We start from the raw sequence: 20,995 nt of genomic DNA, 5'->3' as shown, positions 1-20,995 counted from the left end.
GTTATTTATAAATATTTTTTTTAATAGATGCCTCATGCTAAAGTCTCCTTATTGATCACCACTATGTATTAAATCAGCATTTTGTTAAGATTTCCTTCGTTTTTTAAATTTCTTAAAACCATTTAACCACTTCCCGTGTTTTAAGATTATTTATTATTTGTGAATACTATACAACACAAAAACAAAAAAAGGGTCGCTATATGTCGAAATGTTCCTATTTAACCCATTGTTCACATTATCATTGATACTCGCTCATTACTAATCAACAAGTAAAGCTCCCCTGCGCTATTTAGCCCTACTCTAGGTCGCTTGACATGGAATCTCTGCGGGCGATATTTTTTTTGCGAAGGGCAAGAGGGTTAAGCCCCTTCGCCTGGTGGGATAGCCTACAATGCCAGCCTCTCCACGTCACGTGATACTCTTGTAATCGTTGATCAGTTGCTGATCAAAAGGAACAGAACCTAACCCCTATTGCACTCAGTGCCCTGCAGTACGGAGAGCTAAAGCAAGCAAATCAACGAAGATAAAAGGAAAAACTCATCGTAGCGTTGCTGCGTTTGCTCCATGACGGGCGTTTCTATCGTTTCGTTCGACTCTCACCGCCAAGCCGTCATCCATTTTGAGTGCACACCAAAAAAGCTCCCAACCGATGAGGTTGAGAGCTTTTGTTTGAATGCCTGTAAATCAGCGTTTTGAGAACTGCGGTGCGCGACGTGCGCCTTTGAGTCCGTATTTCTTACGTTCTTTCATTCTTGGGTCACGTGTCAGGAATCCGGCTTTCTTGAGAACAGCGCGGTATTCCGGGTCAGCTTCCAGCAGGGCGCGGGCAACTCCGTGACGGATTGCGCCGGCTTGGCCTGTGAAGCCGCCGCCTTCAACGTTAACAAGAACATCATATCTGCCTTCAGTTTCCGTTGCAACGAGTGGCTGCTTCAGAATCGTACGCAGCGTTTCGAGATTAAAAAATTCAGCATCGCTACGACCGTTGATAACTACTTTGCCTTCGCCAGGTACGAGACGTACACGAGCGACGGAGCTTTTACGACGTCCGGTGCCATAGTATTGTACTTGTGCCATGATTTATTTTCCCTCCCTGATCAACCGCGAAGCTCGTAGGCTTCTGGTTTTTGTGCGGCGTGCGGATGTTGCGCGCCTTCATAAACATGCAGTTTCGTAAACATTTGACGTCCGAGTCTGTTGTGCGGCAGCATGCCTTTGATCGTCCGTTCGAGCATTGCGCGAGCACGGGTTGCACGCATATCTTGTGCAGTGCGTTCCTTGATACCGCCCGGGAAACCGGTGTGGTGGATGTATTTTTTTGACAGCAATTTCTTGCCGGTTAATTCGATCTTTTCCGCATTGATGATGACGACATGATCGCCACAATCAACATGAGGTGTAAACGTTGGTTTTGTTTTCCCACGCAGAATGGCTGCCACTTCACTTGCTAAGCGGCCGAGCGTTTGACCTTCAGCGTCAACAACGAGCCATTTGCGCTCAACTGTAGCCGCATTGGCCATATAAGTTGTACGCACTTTATTTTCCTCCTCGAACAATTCCATTTTCATTGTCCAAGTGCGACCCACAACCGCACTTGATTTGAGAGTTGCCTCTCTCACCGTTTCATTTATCTATTTGAGCCAATATTTTTGGGGCTAATAGTGGTCAAATTAGAAATGCCGAAGTATATAATATAATACCTGGCTTCTAATGTCAAGCGTGCACAGCACTTTGCATGCAGTTCGCTGAAAATTTATTTTCTCTGCAGCGATTCCATGCACTAATATGTGACCTTCCATAGGGTCAGACCTTGCGGTGGTGCTGTAGCCGATGCAGCCTGACGGTCGCCGCCGGCAATAATCTCGGCAATGCGTTCCGGTGCCATTTGATGTTTCCCGACATCGAGCAAGGTGCCGGTGATGATTCGCACCATCTGATACAGAAAACCGCTGCCAACCACACGAATGACCGTTTCATCATCTTTTTCGCGGCTCACCGATAAATGAAAAACCGTACGCACCTTATCCTTCACATCCGTGTTTGCAGCACAGAAGCAGGAGAAATCATGGGTACCGATAATCGCTTCGGCCGCTTGGTTCATCGCTTCCAGATCAAGCGGCTGCGCCACATGCGCGGTGTAGGCTCTGCGAAACAGATCGGGTTCCGGTCGCGTCAGCAGCCGATAGCGGTACTCCTTCTGTTTCACATCATAACGGGCATGGAAGGTTTCCGGTACCGCCTCAGCATGACGCACATAAATATCGCCAGGAAGCAGGCTGTTTAAGGCCCGCGGCCAGCGCTCAAGTGGTATCTTGAGTGGGGATTCAAAATGAAACACTTGCCCATAGGCATGTACGCCGGCATCGGTTCGTCCTGACGCAACAATTTTGATCGTGCTGCCGTGATGCATCCGTGCCAGGGCATTTTGAATCTCTCGCTGCACCGTCCGTTTCTGCGGCTGCACCTGATAGCCATGAAATTGCGATCCGTCGTAAGCAACGGTACATTTGATCTTGGTCATTCAATCACCCATCACTCAATCTCTTGAAAAAATTAACAAAACAGCCAGCAGCAGAACTACAGCCAAAAGCAATGTATCCCGCCAGTCCCATTTCAACTGGTGCAGTTTGGTACGTCCGGCACCGCCATGATAGCCTCGCGCTTCCATTGCCATTGCCAAGTCCTCAGCCCGCTTAAAAGCCCCGACAAAGAGTGGCACAAGCAGCGGAACAATCGCCTTCACCCGGCTTTTCAAAGAACCTGAAGTAAAATCAGAGCCCCGCGCCGCCTGTGCTTTGATGATCTTCTCCGTTTCCTCAAGCAGTGTCGGAATAAAGCGCAGCGAGATCGACATCATCAGCGCAAATTCATGTACCGGCACTTTGACCTTCTTCAATGGATTGAGCAGGCTTTCCATGCCATCGGTAATTTCAATTGGCGATGTGGTAAGCGTCAATAGGGTGGTGACAACGATGATGACTAGGATACGAATCGCGATAAAGATCGATTGAAGCAATCCTTCCGACGTCACACGCAGAAAACCCCAGCTGAAGAGTACGGTCCCTCCGGAGGCCAAAAATAAATTTAAAAGAAACGTAATCAGCACAATAATAAAAACAGAACGCAGACCTCTGTAAATAAACGAAACATTTAGCCGTGATAATGCAATCCCTAAAAAGCAAAAAAGCACCATTAATGCGTTGGTCACCCAGTTGTTCGCCAAAAATACGATAATGACAAAGAGAAAGACGCTGATCAGCTTCGAACGGGGATCTAGGCGATGAATATATGAATCTGCCGGTACATACTGGCCGATAACAAGATTAAACATGGTCTTTCACCCCATTCAACAGGTTAATCGCCGCATCTGCCGCGTCGTCAATGGTAAACGCAGGAATCGTTTTCGACTCGCCTGCTCTCTCCAGCAGCTTGTTTAAAAAGGTCATTGTCTCCGGAAGATCAAGCCCGGCTGCCTGAAGCTTTTCTTTCTGAATAAAAACATCCTTCGGCGTACCGATGATCAGCGGCTTGCCGCCTTTCATTGCAACCACTTGATCGGATAAAGCGGCTGCATCATCCATACTGTGGGTCACCATGATAATGGTAAGCTGCTGGCGCTCATGCAGCGACTTAAATAAGCCAAGAATTTCTTGACGCCCTTTAGGATCGAGTCCTGCTGTCGGTTCGTCCAAAATGACCGCTTGCGGACGAAGCGCCAAAACACCGGCAATCGCCACGCGTCTCATCTGGCCGCCGCTTAAGTCAAATGGCGATCGATGCCATAACGAAGCAGGCAGACCAACCATCTGCAGACTCTCTTCAGCCCGTTTGATCGCTTCGGATTCTGAAATACCGAAATTCATCGGACCAAAACATACATCTTTGATAATCGTTTCTTCAAAAAGCTGATGCTCCGGGTACTGGAAGACAAAGCCGACCTTCTCTCGCAATGATTTCAGATCCTGCTTCTTTGCGCCTGCTTGAATCACAACATCACCAACGGTTATCGTCCCCTTGGAAGGCTTCAACAAACCGTTGATATGCTGCACCAATGTCGATTTTCCGGAACCGGTATGACCAATAATTGAGGTGAACGAACCGGACGGGATGTGCAGACTGACGTCATCAAGCGCCAGTTTCTCAAACGGTGTCCGGCTGCCGTAGACGTGGGTCACATGCTCGAATGTAATGTCCATAGTTCCATCCACCAACTCTTCCTGAAATAATGCGGTGTTCGATAAGGGTACACCTTTAGCACGCAGTGCATGACGCATTTTAATCGCAAACGGCAAATCGAGTCCGACCTTGTGCAGCAGTTCGGTTGATTTAAAGATCTCACGCGGCGTCCCTTCGCGAATCATTTCTCCATCGCTCATGACAAGCAATCGGTCCGAGTGAATCGCTTCTTCCAGATCATGAGTAATCGAAATAACGGTTAGGTGCTGCTCTTTATTCAACGCACGCACCGTCTTTATAATTTCTTTTCTTCCTTCAGGGTCAAGCATTGATGTTGCTTCATCCATGATAATGATCAGCGGCTGAAGCGCAACAATGCCGGCAATCGCTACCCGCTGCTTTTGTCCCCCGGAAAGCCGATGCGGCTCACTCTGAGCAAACGCCGACATTTTGACGAGATCCAGCGCTTCCGCCAACCTCTTTTTCATAACATCGCGTGGCAGTCCATGATTCTCCATACCAAAGGCAACATCATCTTGTACTGTTGCTCCGACGAACTGATTGTCCGGATTTTGGAAGACCATACCTACAGAGCGACGAATTGTCCATATCTTCTCTTCATCGGAGGTTAGTAACCCATTGACCTTAACGGTTCCCTTTTGTGGGAGAATCAATCCGTTCAAGCATTTCGCCAAAGTCGACTTTCCGGAACCATTGTGTCCGACAATCGACAGCCACTCGCCTCTGTTCACGGTGAAATTGATTTTTTTCAATACATCGGGTTGTTCTTCTGCATAGCGATAGGATAGATCATGCACGTCAATGATTTTTTCCATGTACTTGCCTCCACTCCTCTCTGCCGCAGCCTTATCTGCAGGCTGCGCTGCACGCAATCACGCTGCTCTCTTTCTCATCTCAGCTCATGTGATTAAGAAAAACACTATTGAAAATAAGTATAAAGGACATGCGCTCATTTTTAAATGAGCAACTTTTTCATATTCTGCAGAAGTCGCTCACTTGCGCATTGGTTCCCAACACCCTTTTGCTTTGTATGCGGGTTTGAACCAATCAATTTTGTGCCTGAGGGGTACTCCAGCTACGCGCATCAACAGGGCGTGACCGCGGGCGCTAGAGTATCTGCGTGTTTGATGCACCGTCTTTTGTGTGATCAAAAATCACAGACTTTCTTTACCTGTAAAAAAAAGCAGAAATCCAAGTTCTTTAGAACCCGGCTTTCTGCTTCTGGAAGTGCTTGATTATTTAACCAGTTCGATGATTGCCAATTCAGCACCATCGCCTTTGCGCGGGCCAACTTTCAAGATGCGTGTATAGCCACCCTGACGTTCTGCATAGCGTTCTGCAACATCATCAAACAGTTTCTGAACTGCATTCTTACCTACTTCTTGATCAGCAACTTCATTGCGAATGAATGCTGCTGCCTGACGACGCGCATGCAAGTCGCCGCGTTTCGCGAGCGTAATCATTTTTTCAACGACCGGGCGAAGCGCCTTGGCTTTGGAGTGCGTTGTCTGAATACGTTCGTTAATAATCAAGTCGGTCGCAAGATCGCGGAACAGCGCCTTCCTAGCAGCTGAATCCCGGCCTAATTTTGCGTATGCCATTTACTTTTTACCCCCTTTATTGCTTGTCTTCAATCTTTCTTTTTTGCGCAAAAAAGAAAAATAATCCCTTGTCTATTTACGAGTTACTCTTCAACTCTTAGTCCGAGACCAAGATCATGGAGCTTTTCTTCAACTTCTTCAAGAGACTTGCGTCCAAGATTGCGAACCTTCATCATGTCTTCTTCACTCTTTTGAGTCAGTTCTTGAACGGTATTGATTCCAGCGCGTTTCAGGCAATTGTAAGAACGTACGGAAAGATCTAGTTCTTCAATCGTCATTTCAAGCACTTTTTCTTTCTTATCTTCTTCTTTTTCGATCATGATCTCCGCTTTTTGCGCTTGATCGGTTAGACCGACGAAGATATTCAGATGTTCGGTCAGAATTTTGGCACCCAAAGAAATTGCTTCTTCAGGACGAATGCTCCCATCGGTCCAAACATCAATCGTTAGTTTGTCGAAATTAGCAAACTGGCCAACTCTGGTTTTTTCCACTTGATAATTTACACGCGTAATTGGTGTGTAAATCGAATCAATAGGAATTACGGCAATTGGAAGGTCCTCGGACTTGTTTCCTTCAGCAGGAACATAGCCGCGGCCCTTCTTGGCGATCATTCGCAGGTGAAAATGGGCGCCTTCATCAAGTGTCGCAATTTCCAATTCAGGATTTAATATTTCCACGTCACTGTCGTGGATAATATCAGCAGCTGTCACTTTTCCCGGTCTCTGAACGTCAATTTCCAATGTCTTGTCTTCATCTGAATAAATTTTCAAGCAGAGCTTTTTAATATTCAAGATGATCGCCGTAACATCTTCCACAACGCCTTCAATGGTGGAAAATTCATGGAGCACAGTATCAAACTGTACCGTCGTTACAGCCGCGCCTGGGAGGGATGAAAGTAAAATTCGACGTAAAGAATTCCCCAGAGTCGTGCCGTATCCGCGTTCGAGCGGTTCAACAACAAACTTGCCATAGCTTCCATCGTCTGCTATTTCAACCGTGTCGATCTTTGGCTTTTCGATCTCAATCATTAACAAAGAACCCTCCTTTAAGACGTCGATACTTCGTGCAGCACACGCTTTCCGAAACGTCTATGAACGCCTCATGAGCATTGCGTGCTTCTCAGTTCGGTGTACACGTTCATTTATAGTTGCATTATTAACAGATTAATAGCGAGCTATACAATCAAACGCGGCGACGTTTTGGAGGACGGCAGCCGTTATGCGGTACCGGAGTAACATCGCGGATTGCTGTCACTTCAAGACCTACTGCCTGAAGTGCACGAATTGCTGCTTCACGACCTGCGCCCGGTCCTTTAACAGAAACTTCAATGGTCTTCATGCCGCTGTCCATTGCACTCTTGCCCGCAGCTTCTGCTGCAGTTTGTGCCGCAAAGGGCGTTGACTTTCTAGAGCCTTTGAACCCAAGACCACCGGCACTTGCCCAAGCAATGGCATTACCGTGCGGATCGGTAATCGTCACAATCGTGTTATTGAATGTTGAACGGATGTGTGCCACCCCGTTCTCAACATTTCTTTTAATCCTGCGCTTGCGCGTACGTTGTTGTGCTTTAGCCATAAATGTTTAACCCTCCTTTACTTATTTCTTTTTCCCAGCGATCGTACGCTTAGGACCCTTGCGCGTACGTGAGTTGTTTTTCGTATTTTGACCGCGAACCGGCAGTCCTCTGCGGTGGCGAATCCCTCTATATGAACCAATTTCAATGAGTCGTTTGATGTTGAGCGAAACTTCGCGGCGAAGGTCACCTTCGACCCGGTAGTGGTCGACGACTTCGCGGATGCGTGTTTGTTCTTCTTCAGTTAAATCGCGAACACGTGTATCTTCAGAAACATTTGCTTCAGCCAAGATCTTCTTTGCAGTAGTCAAGCCGATACCATAAATGTAAGTCAGCGAAATGACCACGCGTTTGTCTCTTGGAATATCAATCCCTGCAATACGAGCCATGCGTCAGAGCACCTCCTTCTTAACCTTGTCTTTGTTTATGTTTTGGATTTTCACAAATCACCATGACAACACCTTTACGGCGGACAATCTTGCATTTCTCACACATCTTTTTGACAGATGGTCTTACCTTCATTATTGAACCCTCCTTCTTGCACCGCAGAGAATTATTTATGCCTGAACGTAATACGACCGCGTGACACATCATATGGCGACAACTCGACTGTTACCTTATCTCCCGGCAAAATGCGAATAAAATGCATACGGATCTTGCCGGAAACATGAGCTAAAATCTTATGGCCGTTTTCCAATTCTACACGAAACATTGCATTTGGCAGTGGTTCGATCACGGTGCCTTCAACTTCAATGACGTCCTCTTTAGCCATCGGCTGACTCACCCTTCCTATTGTTACTGATTTCTCCATCTAAATAATGAGCGATGGCAAAACGCAGCTTTCCATTTGTCACACGCCCGATCTCGCGCAGACTTTTCTGTACTTCGACAGATATATATGATTGAAGTTCGAGATGGCTGATGTTCTTCTTCTTTGCATTGTCAAACTTCCTCTTGTCGCCATCTGCAATTTCTACGAACCGATGATCGATAAGCCGCACAATAACAAAATAAGAACCCGATTCTTTTCCCTTCAGCACGCGTGCGAGCTGACCGAGAACAGGTAAGGGGGTTTGATCACTACCCATCAATCATCACCTTCACTTATTGCTTTGTCAAGATTTCATTTCCATTTTCCGTAATTACAATGGTATGCTCAAAATGAGCACAGTTCTTACCATCCTGGGTCATCAGCGTCCAATCATCATCTTCGACCATCCAAATTTTTCGGCTGCCTTCATTAATCAGCGGTTCAATAGCGAGCACCATGCCGGGTTCGAGTACCGGACCTCGGCCGGGTCGCCCATAATTTGGAATGTCCGGATCCTCATGAAGTTCACGCCCAACCCCATGGCCAGTCAGTTCACGTACGACGGAAAATCCTTTTGACTCGGCACATCTTTGAATCGCGTGGGAGATAGTCGACAACCGGGAGCCCGGCTTTGCTTCGGCTATTCCCAGATTGAGCGATTCTTCCGTCGTTTCCAGAAGTTTTCGGGCTGCATCAGACGGCTTACCCACAGGAAAAGTCCAGGCGGAGTCTGCATGAAAGTCTTCATACTTGGCACCGATATCGATACTGATTATGTCTCCGTCCTGCAGAACATAGGAACCAGGAATACCGTGAGCCAACTGATCGTTGACGGATGTGCAGATACTGTTTGAATAACCATCATATCCCTTAAATGACGGTTCAGCTCCCGCATCCCTTATCAAGCGCTCTGCCAGCGCATCGAGTTCAATCGTCGATATGCCGGGACAAATAGCCTGCTGCAAGCATCCCAGCGTATGGCCGACTATTTTTCCTGCCATACGAATCCTGTTCACTTCATCAATCGTCTTCCTCGTGATCACTTGGCAAGTTCGCCGAGGATCGCCGCTACTTCTTGGAATACGTCGTCGATCTCTTGATCTCCATTGATTGTTTTCAAGGATCCCTTTGCTTCATAGAAATCAAGCAACGGTTGTTGCTGCTTCATATTAACCTGCAGCCGTTCGTGAACGGTTGCTTCATTGTCATCCGCTCGCTGTTTCAAAGCGCCGCCACATTTGTCACAAACCCCTTCTTTTGCCGGTGGATTGAAGATCAAATGATAGGTTGCGCCGCAATCGGAGCAGATACGGCGGCCCGTCAGACGAGCCATTAGTTTTTCAGGATCAACACGGATGTAAAGGACTGCGTCAATCTTTTGTCCTTTATCCGCCATCATTTGATCAAGCGCTTCTGCTTGTTCAACGGTACGCGGAAATCCGTCAAGAAGGAAACCTTTTGCCGTATCCTTTTCGGATAAACGTTCGTTAACAATGCCGATCGTTACTTCATCTGGAACAAGCGCTCCTTGATCAATAAAGGATTTTGCTTTTTTTCCTAATGGTGTACCGCCTTTAATTGCCGCACGAAACATGTCACCGGTTGAGATATGAGGATAACCGAACTTATCAACAATCCGTTCTGCCTGTGTACCCTTACCAGCACCCGGAAGTCCCATTAAAATCAAATTCATCGTCATTCCTCCTGACTCATTCACCACAAGTAACCTTTACCTTTTTCTGATAAAGCCTTGATAGTTTTTCTTTACCAACTGACTTTCAATACGTTTCATCGTATCAAGAGCAACCCCGACAACGATCAGCAAGCTTGTTCCGCCAATTCTTGCACTTTGCGGAAGGCTACCGATTTCACCGAAAACAATCGGCAGAAGCGAAATGACCGCAAGGAAAATGGCCCCTAGGAAGGTCAGGCGGTAGAGAATCTTCGTAATGAATTTCTCCGTACTCTTTCCCGGCCGGATTCCCGGAATGTAGCCGCCTTGTTCGCCAAGATTCTTGGCCATTTTTTCAGGATTGACCTGTACGAATGTATAGAAGTAAGTAAAGGCAATGATTAATGCCCCATAGATAACCATTCCATATACCGTCGAATAGTCGAACACGCGGACAATCCACGTGGTCACGTTATTCTCAGGGAAGAAACGAGCAATCGTCGGCGGTGTAATCATCAGGGATATAGCAAAGATTACCGGGATGACGCCCGCCGCATTAACCTTAATCGGTAAATGCGCCGGTTGCGCACTATACGTTTTCGAGCCGATCGTCCGTTTCGCGTATTGAATCGGAATCTTTCGCATCCCTTGCTGAACGAAGATGGTTCCAACTACAATCAGCAAAACAACGGCAACGATGGCCAGCAATCCAAGTACTTCCAAAAATGTGTTGGTTGACGAAGCAAACCTCTGAGCGTAAATCTGGCTGACCGCTGTCGGGATTCGTGCAATAATCCCTGCAAAAATGATAATGGAAATACCATTCCCCACACCGTAAGCCGTAATTTGATCACCCAGCCATACGAGAAACGCCGTACCCGTTGTCAGTACCAATGCAATGATCAGAAAGGTCCAAAGGGTTGGATTACTAACCAGCCCCTGGTAATTGTTACTGAACGTGTAGGAAAGTCCGAGTGCTTCGATGAATCCTAAAACTATCGTTCCGTACCTTGTCAGCTGATTCAGCTTGCGCCTTCCCATTTCACCTTGTTTCGACCATTCGGTAAGCTTGGGCACGACATCCATTTGCAGAAGCTGCACAATAATGGATGCAGTGATATAAGGCATAATCCCCATGGAAAAGATTGAAAAGTTCTCCAAGGCGCCGCCACCAAAGGTGTTGAACAAACCGAAAGCACTTGAATCACTGATATTGATCAGCTCCGTATTAATTTCAGGAACAGGAATGAATGTCCCGATCCGAAATATAATGAGCATAAGCAATGTGAATACTATTTTTCGGCGAATGTCGGCTTCTCGCCACATGCTGGAAAGCACTTGAAACATCAGATCACCTCAATGTTTCCGCCGGCTGCTTCAATCGCTTCTTTTGCAGAAGCAGAAAATTTATGCGCTTTAACCGTCAGTTTCGATTCAAGCTTGCCTTCACCCAAAACTTTAACGCCATCGTTCAGTTTGCGGATGACACGTTTTTGAAGCAGCAATTCCGGAGTAATCTCCGTTCCGTTTTCAAACTGACTCAGCTTTTCAACGTTAACAATTGTGTAAATCTTGCGCGTCGGATTTTTAAATCCTTTCTTCGGCAGTTTCTGCAGCAATGGCATCTGTCCGCCTTCAAATCCGAGACGTACTCTACCGCCTGAGCGTGATTTCTGTCCTTTTTGTCCTCGACCAGATGTTTTGCCAAGTCCTGAACCGTAGCCGCGTCCTACTCTCTTGCGAGCAAACCGAGATCCTTCAGCTGGTTTCAATTCATGGAGTTTCATCTTGGCACCTCCTTATTCTCAAAATCGTTATCAATTATTCATTTATTTCGCGAACAGCGAGCAAGTGGGAAATCTTGTTGATCATGCCGCGAATTGCAGGGTTATCATCCTGAACAACGGTTTGGTAAGTTTTCTTGAGACCAAGTGTTTTTACCGTAACGCGTTGTGATTCAGGGCGTCCGATCACACTGCGTTTGAGGGTGATTTCCAATTTTTTAGCCAATCCTGTTCCCTCCTTATCCGAGCAGCTCTTCTACTGATTTGCCGCGCAATTTTGCCACGTGCTCTGCACGCTTCAGACTTTGCAGGCCTTCAACCGTTGCACGAACCATGTTAATCGGATTGTTCGATCCGAGAGACTTCGAGAGAATATCACCCAAGCCTGATAATTCGAGCACGGCGCGGACAGGACCGCCGGCGATGATTCCGGTACCTTCAGATGCCGGTTTCAGCAGAACGCTGCCTGCTCCTGCCTGACCCGTTACTTGATGAGGAATAGTCGTGTTTACGATCGGGACATTAAATACATTCTTCTTTGCATCCTCAATCGCTTTGCGAATGGCTTCAGGAACTTCATGAGCCTTGCCCTGACCATAACCTACATTACCTTTTTTGTCGCCGACAACAACCAGTGCGGAAAAGCGGAAACGACGTCCACCTTTGACTACTTTCGCTACGCGGTTAATTGCAACAACACGCTCTTCAAATTCTGATTTGTTGCGATCATTTTTTGCCATGGATTCCCCTCCTTAATGTTAAAATTCGAGTCCTGCTTCTCGGGCGCCTTCAGCAACAGCCTTGACACGTCCGTGATAGATATAACCGCTGCGGTCAAAAACGATCGCTTTGATTCCTTTTTCCAGGGCACGTTCACCGATCAGTGCGCCAACTTTTTTTGCTGCCGCAACATCGCTGCCTTTTTCAAGATCAAATGCTTTGTCAATTGATGAAGAGGAAACAATCGTTACACCCTTTGAATCATCAATTAATTGTGCATATATATTCTTGGAAGAACGAAAAACATTTAAACGCGGACGTTCTGTAGTGCCCACAATGCGGTGGCGCACATGAAGATGTCTTTTCTTACGAAGCGCGTTCTTGTCTTTTTTTGTGATCATAGAGTCTACCGCTCCTTTCTCGTGAAAATGGAATGAAATTACTTACCAGTTTTACCTTCCTTACGACGAACCTTTTCGCCTTCATAACGAATACCCTTGCCCTTGTACGGTTCAGGGGAACGTACGGAACGAATATTGGCAGCAACTTCACCGACACGTTGCTTGTCGATTCCTACAACAGAAACCATGTTATTGCCTTCAACAGACAATTCAATTCCTTCTTCCGGAACGATTTCTACCGGGTGAGAGTAGCCGACATTAAGTACCAAGTTCTTGCCTTGTTTGTTGGCACGATAGCCGACACCGACAAGTTCCAGTTTCTTAGTGAAGCCTTTTGTCACACCTTCAACCATGTTGCTGATCAAACTGCTCGTCGTACCGTGAAGCGCGCGATGCTTATTCGAATCAGTCGGTCGTTCAACTCGGATTTCATTGTTTTCTTGCTTGATGATCATATCTTGATGAAATTCACGTGATAATTCGCCCTTAGGACCTTTTACCGTTACCTTCTGACCGTCAATTGTAACAGTCACACCTTCAGGAACAGCGGTAGGTCTCAATCCTATACGAGACATGAGGACACCTCCATTCTTCTTTACTAATTACCAAACGTATGCGAGAACTTCGCCGCCAACCTTTTGTTGACGTGCTTCTTTATCTGTAATAACGCCTTTCGATGTTGATACAAGCGCAATACCAAGTCCGCCGAGTACGCGAGGTACTTCATCGGCTTTCGCATAAACGCGAAGACCTGGCTTGCTGATTCTCTTTAAACCGGTGATTACACGTTCTTTGCTGCCACCGTATTTCAGAATCAGTCGGAGTACACCCTGTTTGTTGTCTTCGATGTACTCAACATCCTTGATGAATCCTTCACGTTTCAGGATTTCAGCAATTTCCTTCTTGATTCTGGATCCTGGCAGCTCGATTTGTTCATGACGAACAATATTGGCGTTACGAATGCGAGTCAGCATATCTGCGATCGGATCTGTCATGACCATGCAAATCGACCTCCTTCCCTATCACTTAAAATTTTACCAGCTAGCTTTTTTAACACCCGGGATTTGTCCTTTATAGGCAAGTTCGCGAAAACAAATTCTGCATAATTTGAATTTCCTAAGAACCGAATGAGGACGTCCGCAGCGTTCACAGCGTGTGTATTCCTGCACTTTGAATTTTTTTGGGCGATGTGAAGAAACAAGCATTGATTTTTTTGCCAAAATTCATATCCTCCTTACGATTATTTTTTAACGAACGGCATACCGAGCAATGTAAGCAATTCTGCTGCTTCTTCATCAGTGTTGGCAGACGTTACAATGACGATGTCCATACCGCGTACTTTATCGACTTTATCATAGTCAATTTCAGGGAAAATCAATTGTTCGCGGATACCAAGCGTATAGTTGCCACGGCCATCAAAAGCTTTCTTTGAAACACCGCGGAAGTCACGTACACGCGGAAGCGCAACCGTAACCAGCTTGTCAAGAAAATCAAACATGCGGTCTTTTCTCAGTGTAACTTTTGTGCCGATTGCTACACCTTCGCGAAGCTTGAACGCAGCAATTGATTTCTTTGCACGAGTGATTACCGGTTTCTGACCGGCCAGCGCAGTCAAATCTTCAACGGCACTATCGAGTGCTTTTGAATTGTGGACGGCTTCGCCGACACCCATATTAATGACAACCTTTTTGATTGCCGGCACCTGCATTACAGATGTGTAATTGAATTTTTCCATAAGAGCAGGAACGACTTCCTGATCATATTTTTCTTTAAAACGGCTCATGTGTTTACCTCCTTTCACAGACAAACGGATCAGTCGATGACTTCGCCTGATTTTTTAGAAACACGTACTTTTTTTCCGTCGACTATTTTATGACCTACACGGGTAGGCTCATTTGTTTTTGGATCAAGCAGCATAACATTTGATACGTGAATTGGCGCCTCGTGTTCGAGGATACCGCCTTGCGGAGCTGCTTGGCTTGGCTTTGAATGCTTTTTAACGATGTTTACACCTTCAACAAGTACACGTTCCTTAGCCGGAAATGCTGCAAGGATCACACCTTGTTTGCCTTTGTCTTTACCAGTAATTACTTGAACCTTATCGCCCTTTTTCACATGCAATTTTGCCATGTTAAATGCCACCTCCTTTTCCTAACCTTTCGAAATTACAGTACTTCCGGTGCGAGAGAGACGATTTTCATGAATTGACCGTCACGCAGTTCGCGAGCAACCGGTCCAAAGATACGCGTACCGCGCGGGCTCTTGTCTTCTTTCACAAGAACAACGGCGTTTTCGTCAAAACGAATGTATGAACCGTCGGTGCGGCGAACGCCGTGTTTCGTACGAACGACGACAGCGCGAACAATTTCGCCCTTCTTAACAACGCCACCTGGTGTTGCTTGTTTAACCGAAGCAACGATGACATCGCCGATATTTGCGGTCTTGCGTCCGGAGCCACCCAAAACCTTGATGGTCAAGACTTCACGTGCACCCGAGTTATCGGCAACTTTCAAACGACTTTCTTGCTGAATCATAAAATGCAACCTCCCTTCGATCTTCGGTCCTTACCGACAGATCAGATAATAACGGATTCCTCAACAATTTTAACGAGACGAAAACGTTTATCTTTTGAAAGCGGGCGAGTTTCAGCAATTTCTACGATATCGCCGACTTTTGCTTGATTATTTTCATCATGCGCTTTGAATCTCTTGGAATACTTCACGTGTTTTCCATAGAGACGGTGGTTCTTATACGTTTCAACGAGCACAGTAATGGTCTTTTCCATCTTGTCTGAAACAACACGGCCGACCAAAACTTTACGGGCATTGCTACGATTTTCCTCTGCCATTTGCGATAACCTCCTTCTCAGCCGTTTTGAACGTTCAATTCACGTTCACGCAAAATCGTTTTTGCGCGAGCAATGGATTTGCGGACCGCGCGGATGCGAGCCGGATTTTCCAATTGTCCGGTTGCGAGCTGGAAACGCAGATTAAACAATTCTTCTTTTAAAGACTTCATGTTTTCTTCAACTTCAGCAGTGGTTAAGTTACGGATATCCTCAGCCTTCATTTGCGTCACCACCCACTTCTTCGCGTTTCACGATTTTCGTTTTAATAGGCAATTTATGGCTAGCGAGACGCAATGCTTCACTTGCCACTTCTTCACTAACACCGCCAACTTCAAAAAGTACACGGCCTGGCAATACTACTGCAACCCATCCTTCTGGAGCACCTTTACCGGAACCCATGCGGACATCAAGAGGTTTCTTTGTGTATGATTTTTGAGGGAAAATTTTGATCCAAACTTTTCCGCCACGTTTCATAAAACGTGTCATTGCAATACGTGCTGCTTCAATCTGGCGACTGGAGACCCAAGCGGAATCCAGTGCCTGCAGTCCGTATTCACCGAAGGTTACCGTAGCGCCGCCCTTTGTTTGGCCGCGCATTCTCCCACGGTGCTGTCTGCGATACTTTGTACGTTTAGGCATTAACATAATTATTTGCCTCCTTCCTTCTTAGTCGTTCCTTTCGTCGGAAGGACTTCTCCGCGATAAATCCATACTTTAACACCGATTTTACCGTAAGTGGTATCAGCTTCTGCTGTTCCATAATCGATGTCGGCACGCAAAGTGTGAAGCGGAACAGTGCCTTCGCTATAGTCCTCTGTACGTGCCATATCCGCACCACCAAGGCGGCCGGCACATTGCGTCTTAATACCCTTTGCACCCGCGCGCATTGCTCTTTGCAGTGTCTGTTTTTGAGCACGTCTCCAAGAGATACGGCTTTCAAGTTGACGCGCAATGTTTTCAGCAACAAGCTTTGCGTCAAGGTCTGCTTGTTTGATTTCAAAAATATTTACGTGAACGCGTTTGCCGGTCAGTTGGTTCAGGGCTTTACGCAGCGCTTCAACTTCAGAACCGCCTTTACCGATGACCATACCCGGTTTCGCCGTCTTAATGGTTACATTAATCCGATTTGCCGCACGTTCCAGTTCGATACCGGAAACTGAAGCATCCTTCAGCTTTTCTTCGATATAGTTACGGATCTTGATATCTTCGTGAAGATATTCCGCATATTCTTTATCAGCATACCATTTGGATTCCCAGTCACGGATGACTCCGATTCGAAATCCGACAGGATTAATCTTTTGACCCACGCGTTATCCCTCCTTCTTTTCTGATACGATAATTGTAATGTGGCTGGTCCGTTTGTTGATTCTGCTTGCACGGCCTTGTGCGCGCGGGCGGAAACGTTTCATCGTTGCCCCTTCATCAACAAATGCCTTTTCAACAAACAATGTTTCAGCATCAAGATCATAATTATGTTCCGCATTGGCAATAGCGGATTTCAAAACTTTTTCAATGATCGGCGAAGCGGCTCTCTGAGTGTTTTTCAGTACAGCCAATGCATAGCCGATGTCTTTGCCCCTGATAAGATCAATTACAAGACGCGCCTTACGAGGAGCAATACGAATTTGTTTAGCGACAGCTTTTGCTTGCATCATAGTTCCTCCTTTCGTTAGCGTGCACTCGTTTTCTTATCAGAAGAAATGTGTCCCCGGTACGTTCTCGTCGGAGCAAATTCTCCTAGTTTATGTCCAACCATATCTTCCGTGACGTACACCGGCACATGCTTGCGTCCGTCATATACAGCAATGGTATGTCCAATGAATTCAGGGAAGATGGTTGATCTGCGTGACCACGTTTTAATGACTCTTTTTTCGTCCTTTTCGTTCAAAGCAACGACTTTATTCATCAAGTGGTCATCAATAAATGGTCCTTTTTTTAGGCTTCGGCTCACGAGTAGGCCTCCTTCCAAAATAAAATATCTATCCAAAATTATTTCTTCTTGCGGTGACGAATGATGAATTGTTCCGATGTGTTCTTCTTCTTACGCGTCTTGTAACCCATCGTTGGTTTGCCCCATGGCGACATTGGCGACTTGCGTCCGACCGGAGCCTTACCTTCACCACCACCGTGCGGGTGATCGTTCGGGTTCATTACAGAACCGCGGACCGTAGGGCGAATACCTTTCCAGCGAGAACGACCGGCTTTACCGACTGAAACAAGTTCATGTTCCAAGTTTCCGACCTGACCGATTGTTGCGCGGCAAGTTTCAAGGATCATACGAACTTCGCCGGATACAAGGCGAATCAGCACGTATTTGCCTTCTTTACCAAGAATCTGAGCAGAAGTTCCCGCAGAGCGTACAAGTTGTCCGCCTTTTCCTGGTTTCAGCTCAATATTATGAATCGTAGTACCAACCGGAATGTTCTTCAGTGGAAGCGCATTTCCGACCTTGATATCAGCTTCTGCGCCGGACATAATTTCGGTACCTACTTTAATGCCTTTTGGTGCGAGAATATAGCGCTTTTCGCCATCTGCGTAGTGAACCAACGCAATGTTTGCGGTACGGTTTGGATCATATTCGACCGTCGCAACCTTGCCCGGTACGCCATCCTTAGTACGTTTAAAGTCAATGATACGGTATTTGCGTTTGTGGCCGCCGCCTTGGTGACGAACGGTCAAACGGCCTTGATTGTTGCGTCCTGCTTTTTTCGGCAGAGACTTCAGCAATGTTTTTTCCGGCTGATCCGTTGTAATTTCTGCAAAATCCAATGAAGTCATGTTACGGCGACCATTGGATGTCGGTTTATACTTCTTAATTGGCATGATCAATAACCTCCTTCTTTAGTAATTCCTCATTCTCCGTCAAAGAAGTTGAGTTCTTTGCTTTCCTGAGTCAAAGTGACAACAGCTTTCTTGCGCTTATTTGTATAGCCTTCATAGCGGCCATAACGTTTCGGCTTGCCTTTTACGTTCAACGTATTGACTTTAACGACTTTCACGTCAAAGATCGCTTCCACAGCACGTTTGATTTCAGACTTATTCGCCTTAACATCAACGTCGAATGTGTATTTCTTGTCAGCCATCTGATCCGTTGTACGTTCAGTCAGCACGGGGCGCTTTATAATATCGCGAGGATCCTTCATTATCCAAGCACCTCCTCAAGCTTTGCCGCAGCATCCTTGGTGACGATCAGTTTGTCATGTGCAATAACATCAAGTACATTGACTTCATTTGCAGTGAGCACCTTTACACCTGGAAGATTGCGAGATGATAAAACAGCTGTTTCATCAATATCATTCGTGACAATCAGCGCTTTTTCTGCAACGGAGAGGTTGCTTAGCAAAGCAGTGATTTCTTTTGTTTTAGGAGCTTCAATCTTCAGTGCATCGAGTACAATCAGATTGTTTTCTCCTGCTTTGTCCGACAGTACCGATCTGATCGCCAATCTGCGGACTTTCTTAGGCAGTTTGTAAGAGTAGCTACGTGGTGTTGGTCCGAATACCGTACCACCGCCAACCCATTGCGGGGAACGAATGGAGCCTTGACGAGCACGACCCGTTCCTTTTTGTTTCCACGGCTTGCGGCCGCCGCCGCGAACTGCAGAACGATTCTTTACAGCATGTGTTCCTTGGCGAAGTGAAGCTTGTTGCATGACAACCGCTTGATAGATGACATGTTCGTTTGGTTCAATGCCGAATACAGCGTCTGCCAGTTCTACAGCTCCGACTTCTGCGCCTTTCTGATCAAATACAGTTAATTTTGGCATGGAAGCATCCTCCTTTCTTATTTAGCTTCTTTTGCTTTCAGAGCAGATTTTATCATGATATAACTTTTTTTTGCGCCCGGTACGTTGCCACTGATGAGGATCAATTGGCGTTCCGGGTCAACTTTAGCGACTACGAGGTTTTCAACAGTAACCGTTTCTCCGCCCATACGGCCGGCCAGCTTCTTGCCTTTGAAAACACGTGCCGGATCAATAACGCCCATGGAACCAGGACGGCGGTGGTAACGAGAACCGTGCGCCATAGGTCCGCGAGATTGGTTGTTGCGCTTGATCGGACCTTGGTAGCCTTTACCCTTTGAAGTTCCGGTTACATCAATGGCTTCGCCAGCCTTGAATGTGTCGGCAGCAACTTCTTTGCCTACTTCGTAATCATCTAACTTTACATTACGGATTTCTTTAATGAAGCGCTTAGGTTCAGCTTTCGCTTTTTCAGCGTGACCCTTTGCCGGTTTGGTAACTCGAGAAGCTTTTGCGTTATCAAATCCGAGTTGCACAGCTTCATAGCCGTCCGTTTCAACCGTCTTCTTTTGAAGAACAACGTTGCCGGATACGTCTACAACTGTAACGGGAATCACATCGCCGTTCTCAGCAAAAATCTGAGTCATTCCGATTTTCTTGCCTAAGATTCCTTTGCTCATCCGTAACACCTCCTATTATTCAAAATAAATTATAATTTAATTTCAATGTCGACACCTGAAGGCAGATCCAATCGCATGAGCGAATCTACGGTTTGAGGTGTAGGCTCAACGATATCAACCAAGCGTTTGTGTGTACGCATTTCGAATTGTTCGCGTGAATCCTTGTATTTGTGGACCGCACGCAGAATCGTATAAATCGATTTTTCTGTAGGAAGCGGAATCGGACCCGATACCTTTGCACCTGAACGTTTTGCCGTTTCCACGATTTTTTCAGCGGATTGATCTAAAATGCGATGATCATACGCCTTTAAACGAATGCGAATCTTTTGCTTTGCCATTTTATTCCCTCCTTCTTTCGTCCATTTTTGAAAAACAGACTTGCTCCACGAAAATTTCCAGACCGCCCGCCTTGGCAAAGGAGCCGGGTGTATCTGCAACCTTCCGTATCATTGCCAAAAAACCAACTTCACTATTATACCTAAAGACTAGGCGTAAAGCAAGACGAACGATCACCTTTTTTCAGTGGTTACATTATAAAGACTTTCAGGCAAAAGATCAAATAATTCTTGAATTTCGTGCATAAAATTTTATATCAATGAAACGATACTTCCGTTTTCTGCAGCTTAGGTTAGCTGTCCTTAAATTTTTTCTTCTTTATGCTATGACCTGGGCAGGTGTTGAATACGCTCTGCTTGCATCAACAGTGTATGACCGAGGGAATCTCGCACTTGCGCGTTTGGTTCACAACCTTTTGCTTTGTTGTAAAAAACAGATACCCTCTCTATTTGCAATAAGAAAAACCGGGCAAAATACGCCCGGTCCTTAATCTTTAATCATGGGTCGTTGATCGATGCCTGTTTATTGCATCATCGCTGCGTCTGCTCGCTTGCCGCGGGCGATCCGGAAGCCTCCTCGGACAGGGCTGGAATCCGCGGGGTCTCGCTGGCACGCATCAACAAGGCGCGA

Annotated in this window: 36 protein-coding genes and 1 pseudogene; all 37 read right to left on the bottom strand. The window is 46.3% G+C overall.

Annotation, left to right across the window (positions count from 1 at the left end; genetic code table 11):
* Window positions 1–684: 684 nt before the first annotated feature.
* Window positions 685–1,077: a 30S ribosomal protein S9 gene (gene rpsI / locus SIN01_RS09960; RefSeq protein WP_010025254.1), complete on the bottom strand. Its 393-nt coding sequence runs from the start codon at window positions 1,075–1,077 to the stop codon at window positions 685–687.
* 20 nt (window positions 1,078–1,097) lie between these two features.
* The gene (rplM, locus tag SIN01_RS09955; RefSeq protein ID WP_010025253.1) at window positions 1,098–1,535 is read right to left on the bottom strand and encodes a 50S ribosomal protein L13; all 438 of its coding nucleotides are present in this window, start codon (window positions 1,533–1,535) and stop codon (window positions 1,098–1,100) included.
* 245 nt (window positions 1,536–1,780) lie between these two features.
* Window positions 1,781–2,521, bottom strand: a complete 741-nt coding sequence (truA, locus tag SIN01_RS09950) for a tRNA pseudouridine(38-40) synthase TruA (protein ID WP_010025252.1) — start codon at window positions 2,519–2,521, stop codon at window positions 1,781–1,783.
* Window positions 2,522–2,536: 15 nt separating this feature from the next.
* On the bottom strand, window positions 2,537–3,331 hold the full coding sequence (locus SIN01_RS09945) for an energy-coupling factor transporter transmembrane component T family protein (RefSeq protein ID WP_010025251.1): 795 nt from the start codon (window positions 3,329–3,331) through the stop codon (window positions 2,537–2,539).
* Window positions 3,324–4,196 carry an energy-coupling factor transporter ATPase gene (locus SIN01_RS15440; RefSeq protein WP_029548194.1) on the bottom strand — a complete coding sequence of 291 codons (873 nt, stop codon included), beginning with the start codon at window positions 4,194–4,196 and terminating at the stop codon, window positions 3,324–3,326. The genes SIN01_RS09945 and SIN01_RS15440 overlap by 8 nt, the downstream gene beginning before the upstream one ends.
* Window positions 4,172–5,012, bottom strand: a pseudogene (locus tag SIN01_RS15435) (energy-coupling factor ABC transporter ATP-binding protein). Before SIN01_RS15435 ends, SIN01_RS15440 begins: the two are co-directional and overlap by 25 nt.
* 420 nt (window positions 5,013–5,432) lie before the next feature.
* Window positions 5,433–5,798, bottom strand: coding sequence for a 50S ribosomal protein L17 (rplQ, locus tag SIN01_RS09930; RefSeq protein ID WP_010026660.1), 366 nt, complete (start codon window positions 5,796–5,798; stop codon window positions 5,433–5,435).
* Window positions 5,799–5,881: 83 nt separating this feature from the next.
* Window positions 5,882–6,826: a DNA-directed RNA polymerase subunit alpha gene (locus SIN01_RS09925; RefSeq protein WP_010024586.1), complete on the bottom strand. Its 945-nt coding sequence runs from the start codon at window positions 6,824–6,826 to the stop codon at window positions 5,882–5,884.
* 154 nt (window positions 6,827–6,980) lie between these two features.
* Window positions 6,981–7,373 carry a 30S ribosomal protein S11 gene (gene rpsK, locus SIN01_RS09920; protein ID WP_010024585.1) on the bottom strand — a complete coding sequence of 131 codons (393 nt, stop codon included), beginning with the start codon at window positions 7,371–7,373 and terminating at the stop codon, window positions 6,981–6,983.
* A 21-nt stretch (window positions 7,374–7,394) separates the two neighbouring features.
* Complete coding sequence (rpsM, locus tag SIN01_RS09915) at window positions 7,395–7,760, bottom strand: 30S ribosomal protein S13 (protein ID WP_010024583.1); 366 nt, start codon at window positions 7,758–7,760, stop codon at window positions 7,395–7,397.
* Window positions 7,761–7,779: 19 nt separating this feature from the next.
* Window positions 7,780–7,893 (bottom strand): 50S ribosomal protein L36, encoded by a 114-nt coding sequence (gene rpmJ, locus SIN01_RS09910; RefSeq protein WP_010024581.1) that lies wholly within the window; start codon window positions 7,891–7,893, stop codon window positions 7,780–7,782.
* 31 nt (window positions 7,894–7,924) lie between these two features.
* The gene (gene infA, locus SIN01_RS09905) at window positions 7,925–8,143 is read right to left on the bottom strand and encodes a translation initiation factor IF-1 (protein WP_010024579.1); all 219 of its coding nucleotides are present in this window, start codon (window positions 8,141–8,143) and stop codon (window positions 7,925–7,927) included.
* Window positions 8,136–8,459: a KOW domain-containing RNA-binding protein gene (locus tag SIN01_RS09900; protein ID WP_010024575.1), complete on the bottom strand. Its 324-nt coding sequence runs from the start codon at window positions 8,457–8,459 to the stop codon at window positions 8,136–8,138. The genes infA and SIN01_RS09900 overlap by 8 nt, the downstream gene beginning before the upstream one ends.
* Window positions 8,460–8,475: 16 nt before the next feature.
* Entirely contained in the window at window positions 8,476–9,225 is a 750-nt protein-coding gene (map, locus tag SIN01_RS09895; protein WP_010024573.1) for a type I methionyl aminopeptidase, read from the bottom strand.
* Entirely contained in the window at window positions 9,222–9,875 is a 654-nt protein-coding gene (locus tag SIN01_RS09890; protein ID WP_010024571.1) for an adenylate kinase, read from the bottom strand. Before SIN01_RS09890 ends, map begins: the two co-directional genes overlap by 4 nt.
* Window positions 9,876–9,911: 36 nt before the next feature.
* Window positions 9,912–11,201: a preprotein translocase subunit SecY gene (secY, locus tag SIN01_RS09885; RefSeq protein WP_010024570.1), complete on the bottom strand. Its 1,290-nt coding sequence runs from the start codon at window positions 11,199–11,201 to the stop codon at window positions 9,912–9,914.
* Window positions 11,201–11,641 carry a 50S ribosomal protein L15 gene (gene rplO / locus SIN01_RS09880; protein ID WP_010024569.1) on the bottom strand — a complete coding sequence of 147 codons (441 nt, stop codon included), beginning with the start codon at window positions 11,639–11,641 and terminating at the stop codon, window positions 11,201–11,203. Before rplO ends, secY begins: the two co-directional genes overlap by 1 nt.
* Before the next feature lie 34 nt (window positions 11,642–11,675).
* A complete protein-coding gene (gene rpmD, locus SIN01_RS09875) occupies window positions 11,676–11,864 on the bottom strand; it encodes a 50S ribosomal protein L30 (RefSeq protein WP_010024568.1) in 189 nt (62 codons plus the stop codon).
* Window positions 11,865–11,877: 13 nt separating this feature from the next.
* Window positions 11,878–12,378 (bottom strand): 30S ribosomal protein S5, encoded by a 501-nt coding sequence (gene rpsE, locus SIN01_RS09870; RefSeq protein ID WP_010024567.1) that lies wholly within the window; start codon window positions 12,376–12,378, stop codon window positions 11,878–11,880.
* Window positions 12,379–12,396: 18 nt separating this feature from the next.
* The gene (gene rplR / locus SIN01_RS09865; protein ID WP_010024566.1) at window positions 12,397–12,759 is read right to left on the bottom strand and encodes a 50S ribosomal protein L18; all 363 of its coding nucleotides are present in this window, start codon (window positions 12,757–12,759) and stop codon (window positions 12,397–12,399) included.
* Window positions 12,760–12,797: 38 nt separating this feature from the next.
* A complete protein-coding gene (gene rplF / locus SIN01_RS09860) occupies window positions 12,798–13,334 on the bottom strand; it encodes a 50S ribosomal protein L6 (RefSeq protein WP_010024565.1) in 537 nt (178 codons plus the stop codon).
* A 27-nt stretch (window positions 13,335–13,361) separates the two neighbouring features.
* Complete coding sequence (gene rpsH, locus SIN01_RS09855) at window positions 13,362–13,760, bottom strand: 30S ribosomal protein S8 (protein WP_010024564.1); 399 nt, start codon at window positions 13,758–13,760, stop codon at window positions 13,362–13,364.
* Window positions 13,761–13,793: 33 nt separating this feature from the next.
* Window positions 13,794–13,979, bottom strand: coding sequence for a type Z 30S ribosomal protein S14 (locus tag SIN01_RS09850; protein ID WP_010024562.1), 186 nt, complete (start codon window positions 13,977–13,979; stop codon window positions 13,794–13,796).
* 20 nt (window positions 13,980–13,999) lie between these two features.
* Window positions 14,000–14,542 (bottom strand): 50S ribosomal protein L5, encoded by a 543-nt coding sequence (rplE, locus tag SIN01_RS09845; protein ID WP_010024560.1) that lies wholly within the window; start codon window positions 14,540–14,542, stop codon window positions 14,000–14,002.
* Window positions 14,543–14,571: 29 nt separating this feature from the next.
* Window positions 14,572–14,880 (bottom strand): 50S ribosomal protein L24, encoded by a 309-nt coding sequence (gene rplX / locus SIN01_RS09840; protein WP_010024557.1) that lies wholly within the window; start codon window positions 14,878–14,880, stop codon window positions 14,572–14,574.
* A gap of 44 nt (window positions 14,881–14,924) precedes the next feature.
* Window positions 14,925–15,293: a 50S ribosomal protein L14 gene (gene rplN, locus SIN01_RS09835; protein WP_010024556.1), complete on the bottom strand. Its 369-nt coding sequence runs from the start codon at window positions 15,291–15,293 to the stop codon at window positions 14,925–14,927.
* 41 nt (window positions 15,294–15,334) lie between these two features.
* Complete coding sequence (gene rpsQ / locus SIN01_RS09830; RefSeq protein ID WP_010024555.1) at window positions 15,335–15,607, bottom strand: 30S ribosomal protein S17; 273 nt, start codon at window positions 15,605–15,607, stop codon at window positions 15,335–15,337.
* Between the two features lie 17 nt (window positions 15,608–15,624).
* The gene (gene rpmC / locus SIN01_RS09825; protein ID WP_010024554.1) at window positions 15,625–15,828 is read right to left on the bottom strand and encodes a 50S ribosomal protein L29; all 204 of its coding nucleotides are present in this window, start codon (window positions 15,826–15,828) and stop codon (window positions 15,625–15,627) included.
* Complete coding sequence (gene rplP / locus SIN01_RS09820) at window positions 15,818–16,252, bottom strand: 50S ribosomal protein L16 (RefSeq protein WP_010024553.1); 435 nt, start codon at window positions 16,250–16,252, stop codon at window positions 15,818–15,820. The genes rpmC and rplP overlap by 11 nt, the downstream gene beginning before the upstream one ends.
* Before the next feature lie 2 nt (window positions 16,253–16,254).
* A complete protein-coding gene (gene rpsC, locus SIN01_RS09815; protein ID WP_010024552.1) occupies window positions 16,255–16,914 on the bottom strand; it encodes a 30S ribosomal protein S3 in 660 nt (219 codons plus the stop codon).
* Window positions 16,915–16,917: 3 nt separating this feature from the next.
* The gene (rplV, locus tag SIN01_RS09810; protein ID WP_010024551.1) at window positions 16,918–17,259 is read right to left on the bottom strand and encodes a 50S ribosomal protein L22; all 342 of its coding nucleotides are present in this window, start codon (window positions 17,257–17,259) and stop codon (window positions 16,918–16,920) included.
* Between the two features lie 17 nt (window positions 17,260–17,276).
* Entirely contained in the window at window positions 17,277–17,558 is a 282-nt protein-coding gene (gene rpsS / locus SIN01_RS09805) for a 30S ribosomal protein S19 (RefSeq protein WP_010024550.1), read from the bottom strand.
* A 38-nt stretch (window positions 17,559–17,596) separates the two neighbouring features.
* Complete coding sequence (gene rplB, locus SIN01_RS09800) at window positions 17,597–18,430, bottom strand: 50S ribosomal protein L2 (RefSeq protein WP_010024548.1); 834 nt, start codon at window positions 18,428–18,430, stop codon at window positions 17,597–17,599.
* Window positions 18,431–18,459: 29 nt separating this feature from the next.
* Complete coding sequence (rplW, locus tag SIN01_RS09795) at window positions 18,460–18,750, bottom strand: 50S ribosomal protein L23 (RefSeq protein WP_010024546.1); 291 nt, start codon at window positions 18,748–18,750, stop codon at window positions 18,460–18,462.
* Window positions 18,750–19,373 (bottom strand): 50S ribosomal protein L4, encoded by a 624-nt coding sequence (rplD, locus tag SIN01_RS09790; protein WP_010024545.1) that lies wholly within the window; start codon window positions 19,371–19,373, stop codon window positions 18,750–18,752. Before rplD ends, rplW begins: the two co-directional genes overlap by 1 nt.
* 17 nt (window positions 19,374–19,390) lie before the next feature.
* Window positions 19,391–20,029, bottom strand: coding sequence for a 50S ribosomal protein L3 (gene rplC, locus SIN01_RS09785; RefSeq protein WP_010024544.1), 639 nt, complete (start codon window positions 20,027–20,029; stop codon window positions 19,391–19,393).
* 29 nt (window positions 20,030–20,058) lie between these two features.
* The gene (gene rpsJ, locus SIN01_RS09780; RefSeq protein WP_010024543.1) at window positions 20,059–20,367 is read right to left on the bottom strand and encodes a 30S ribosomal protein S10; all 309 of its coding nucleotides are present in this window, start codon (window positions 20,365–20,367) and stop codon (window positions 20,059–20,061) included.
* Window positions 20,368–20,995: the final 628 nt, after the last annotated feature.

It is taken from the genome of Sporolactobacillus inulinus, assembly GCF_006539285.1.
Classification (GTDB): Bacteria; Bacillota; Bacilli; order Bacillales; family Sporolactobacillaceae; genus Sporolactobacillus; species Sporolactobacillus inulinus.
Note: the sequence above shows the minus strand (reverse complement) of the source record. Positions and strands in the feature narration are given on the sequence as shown.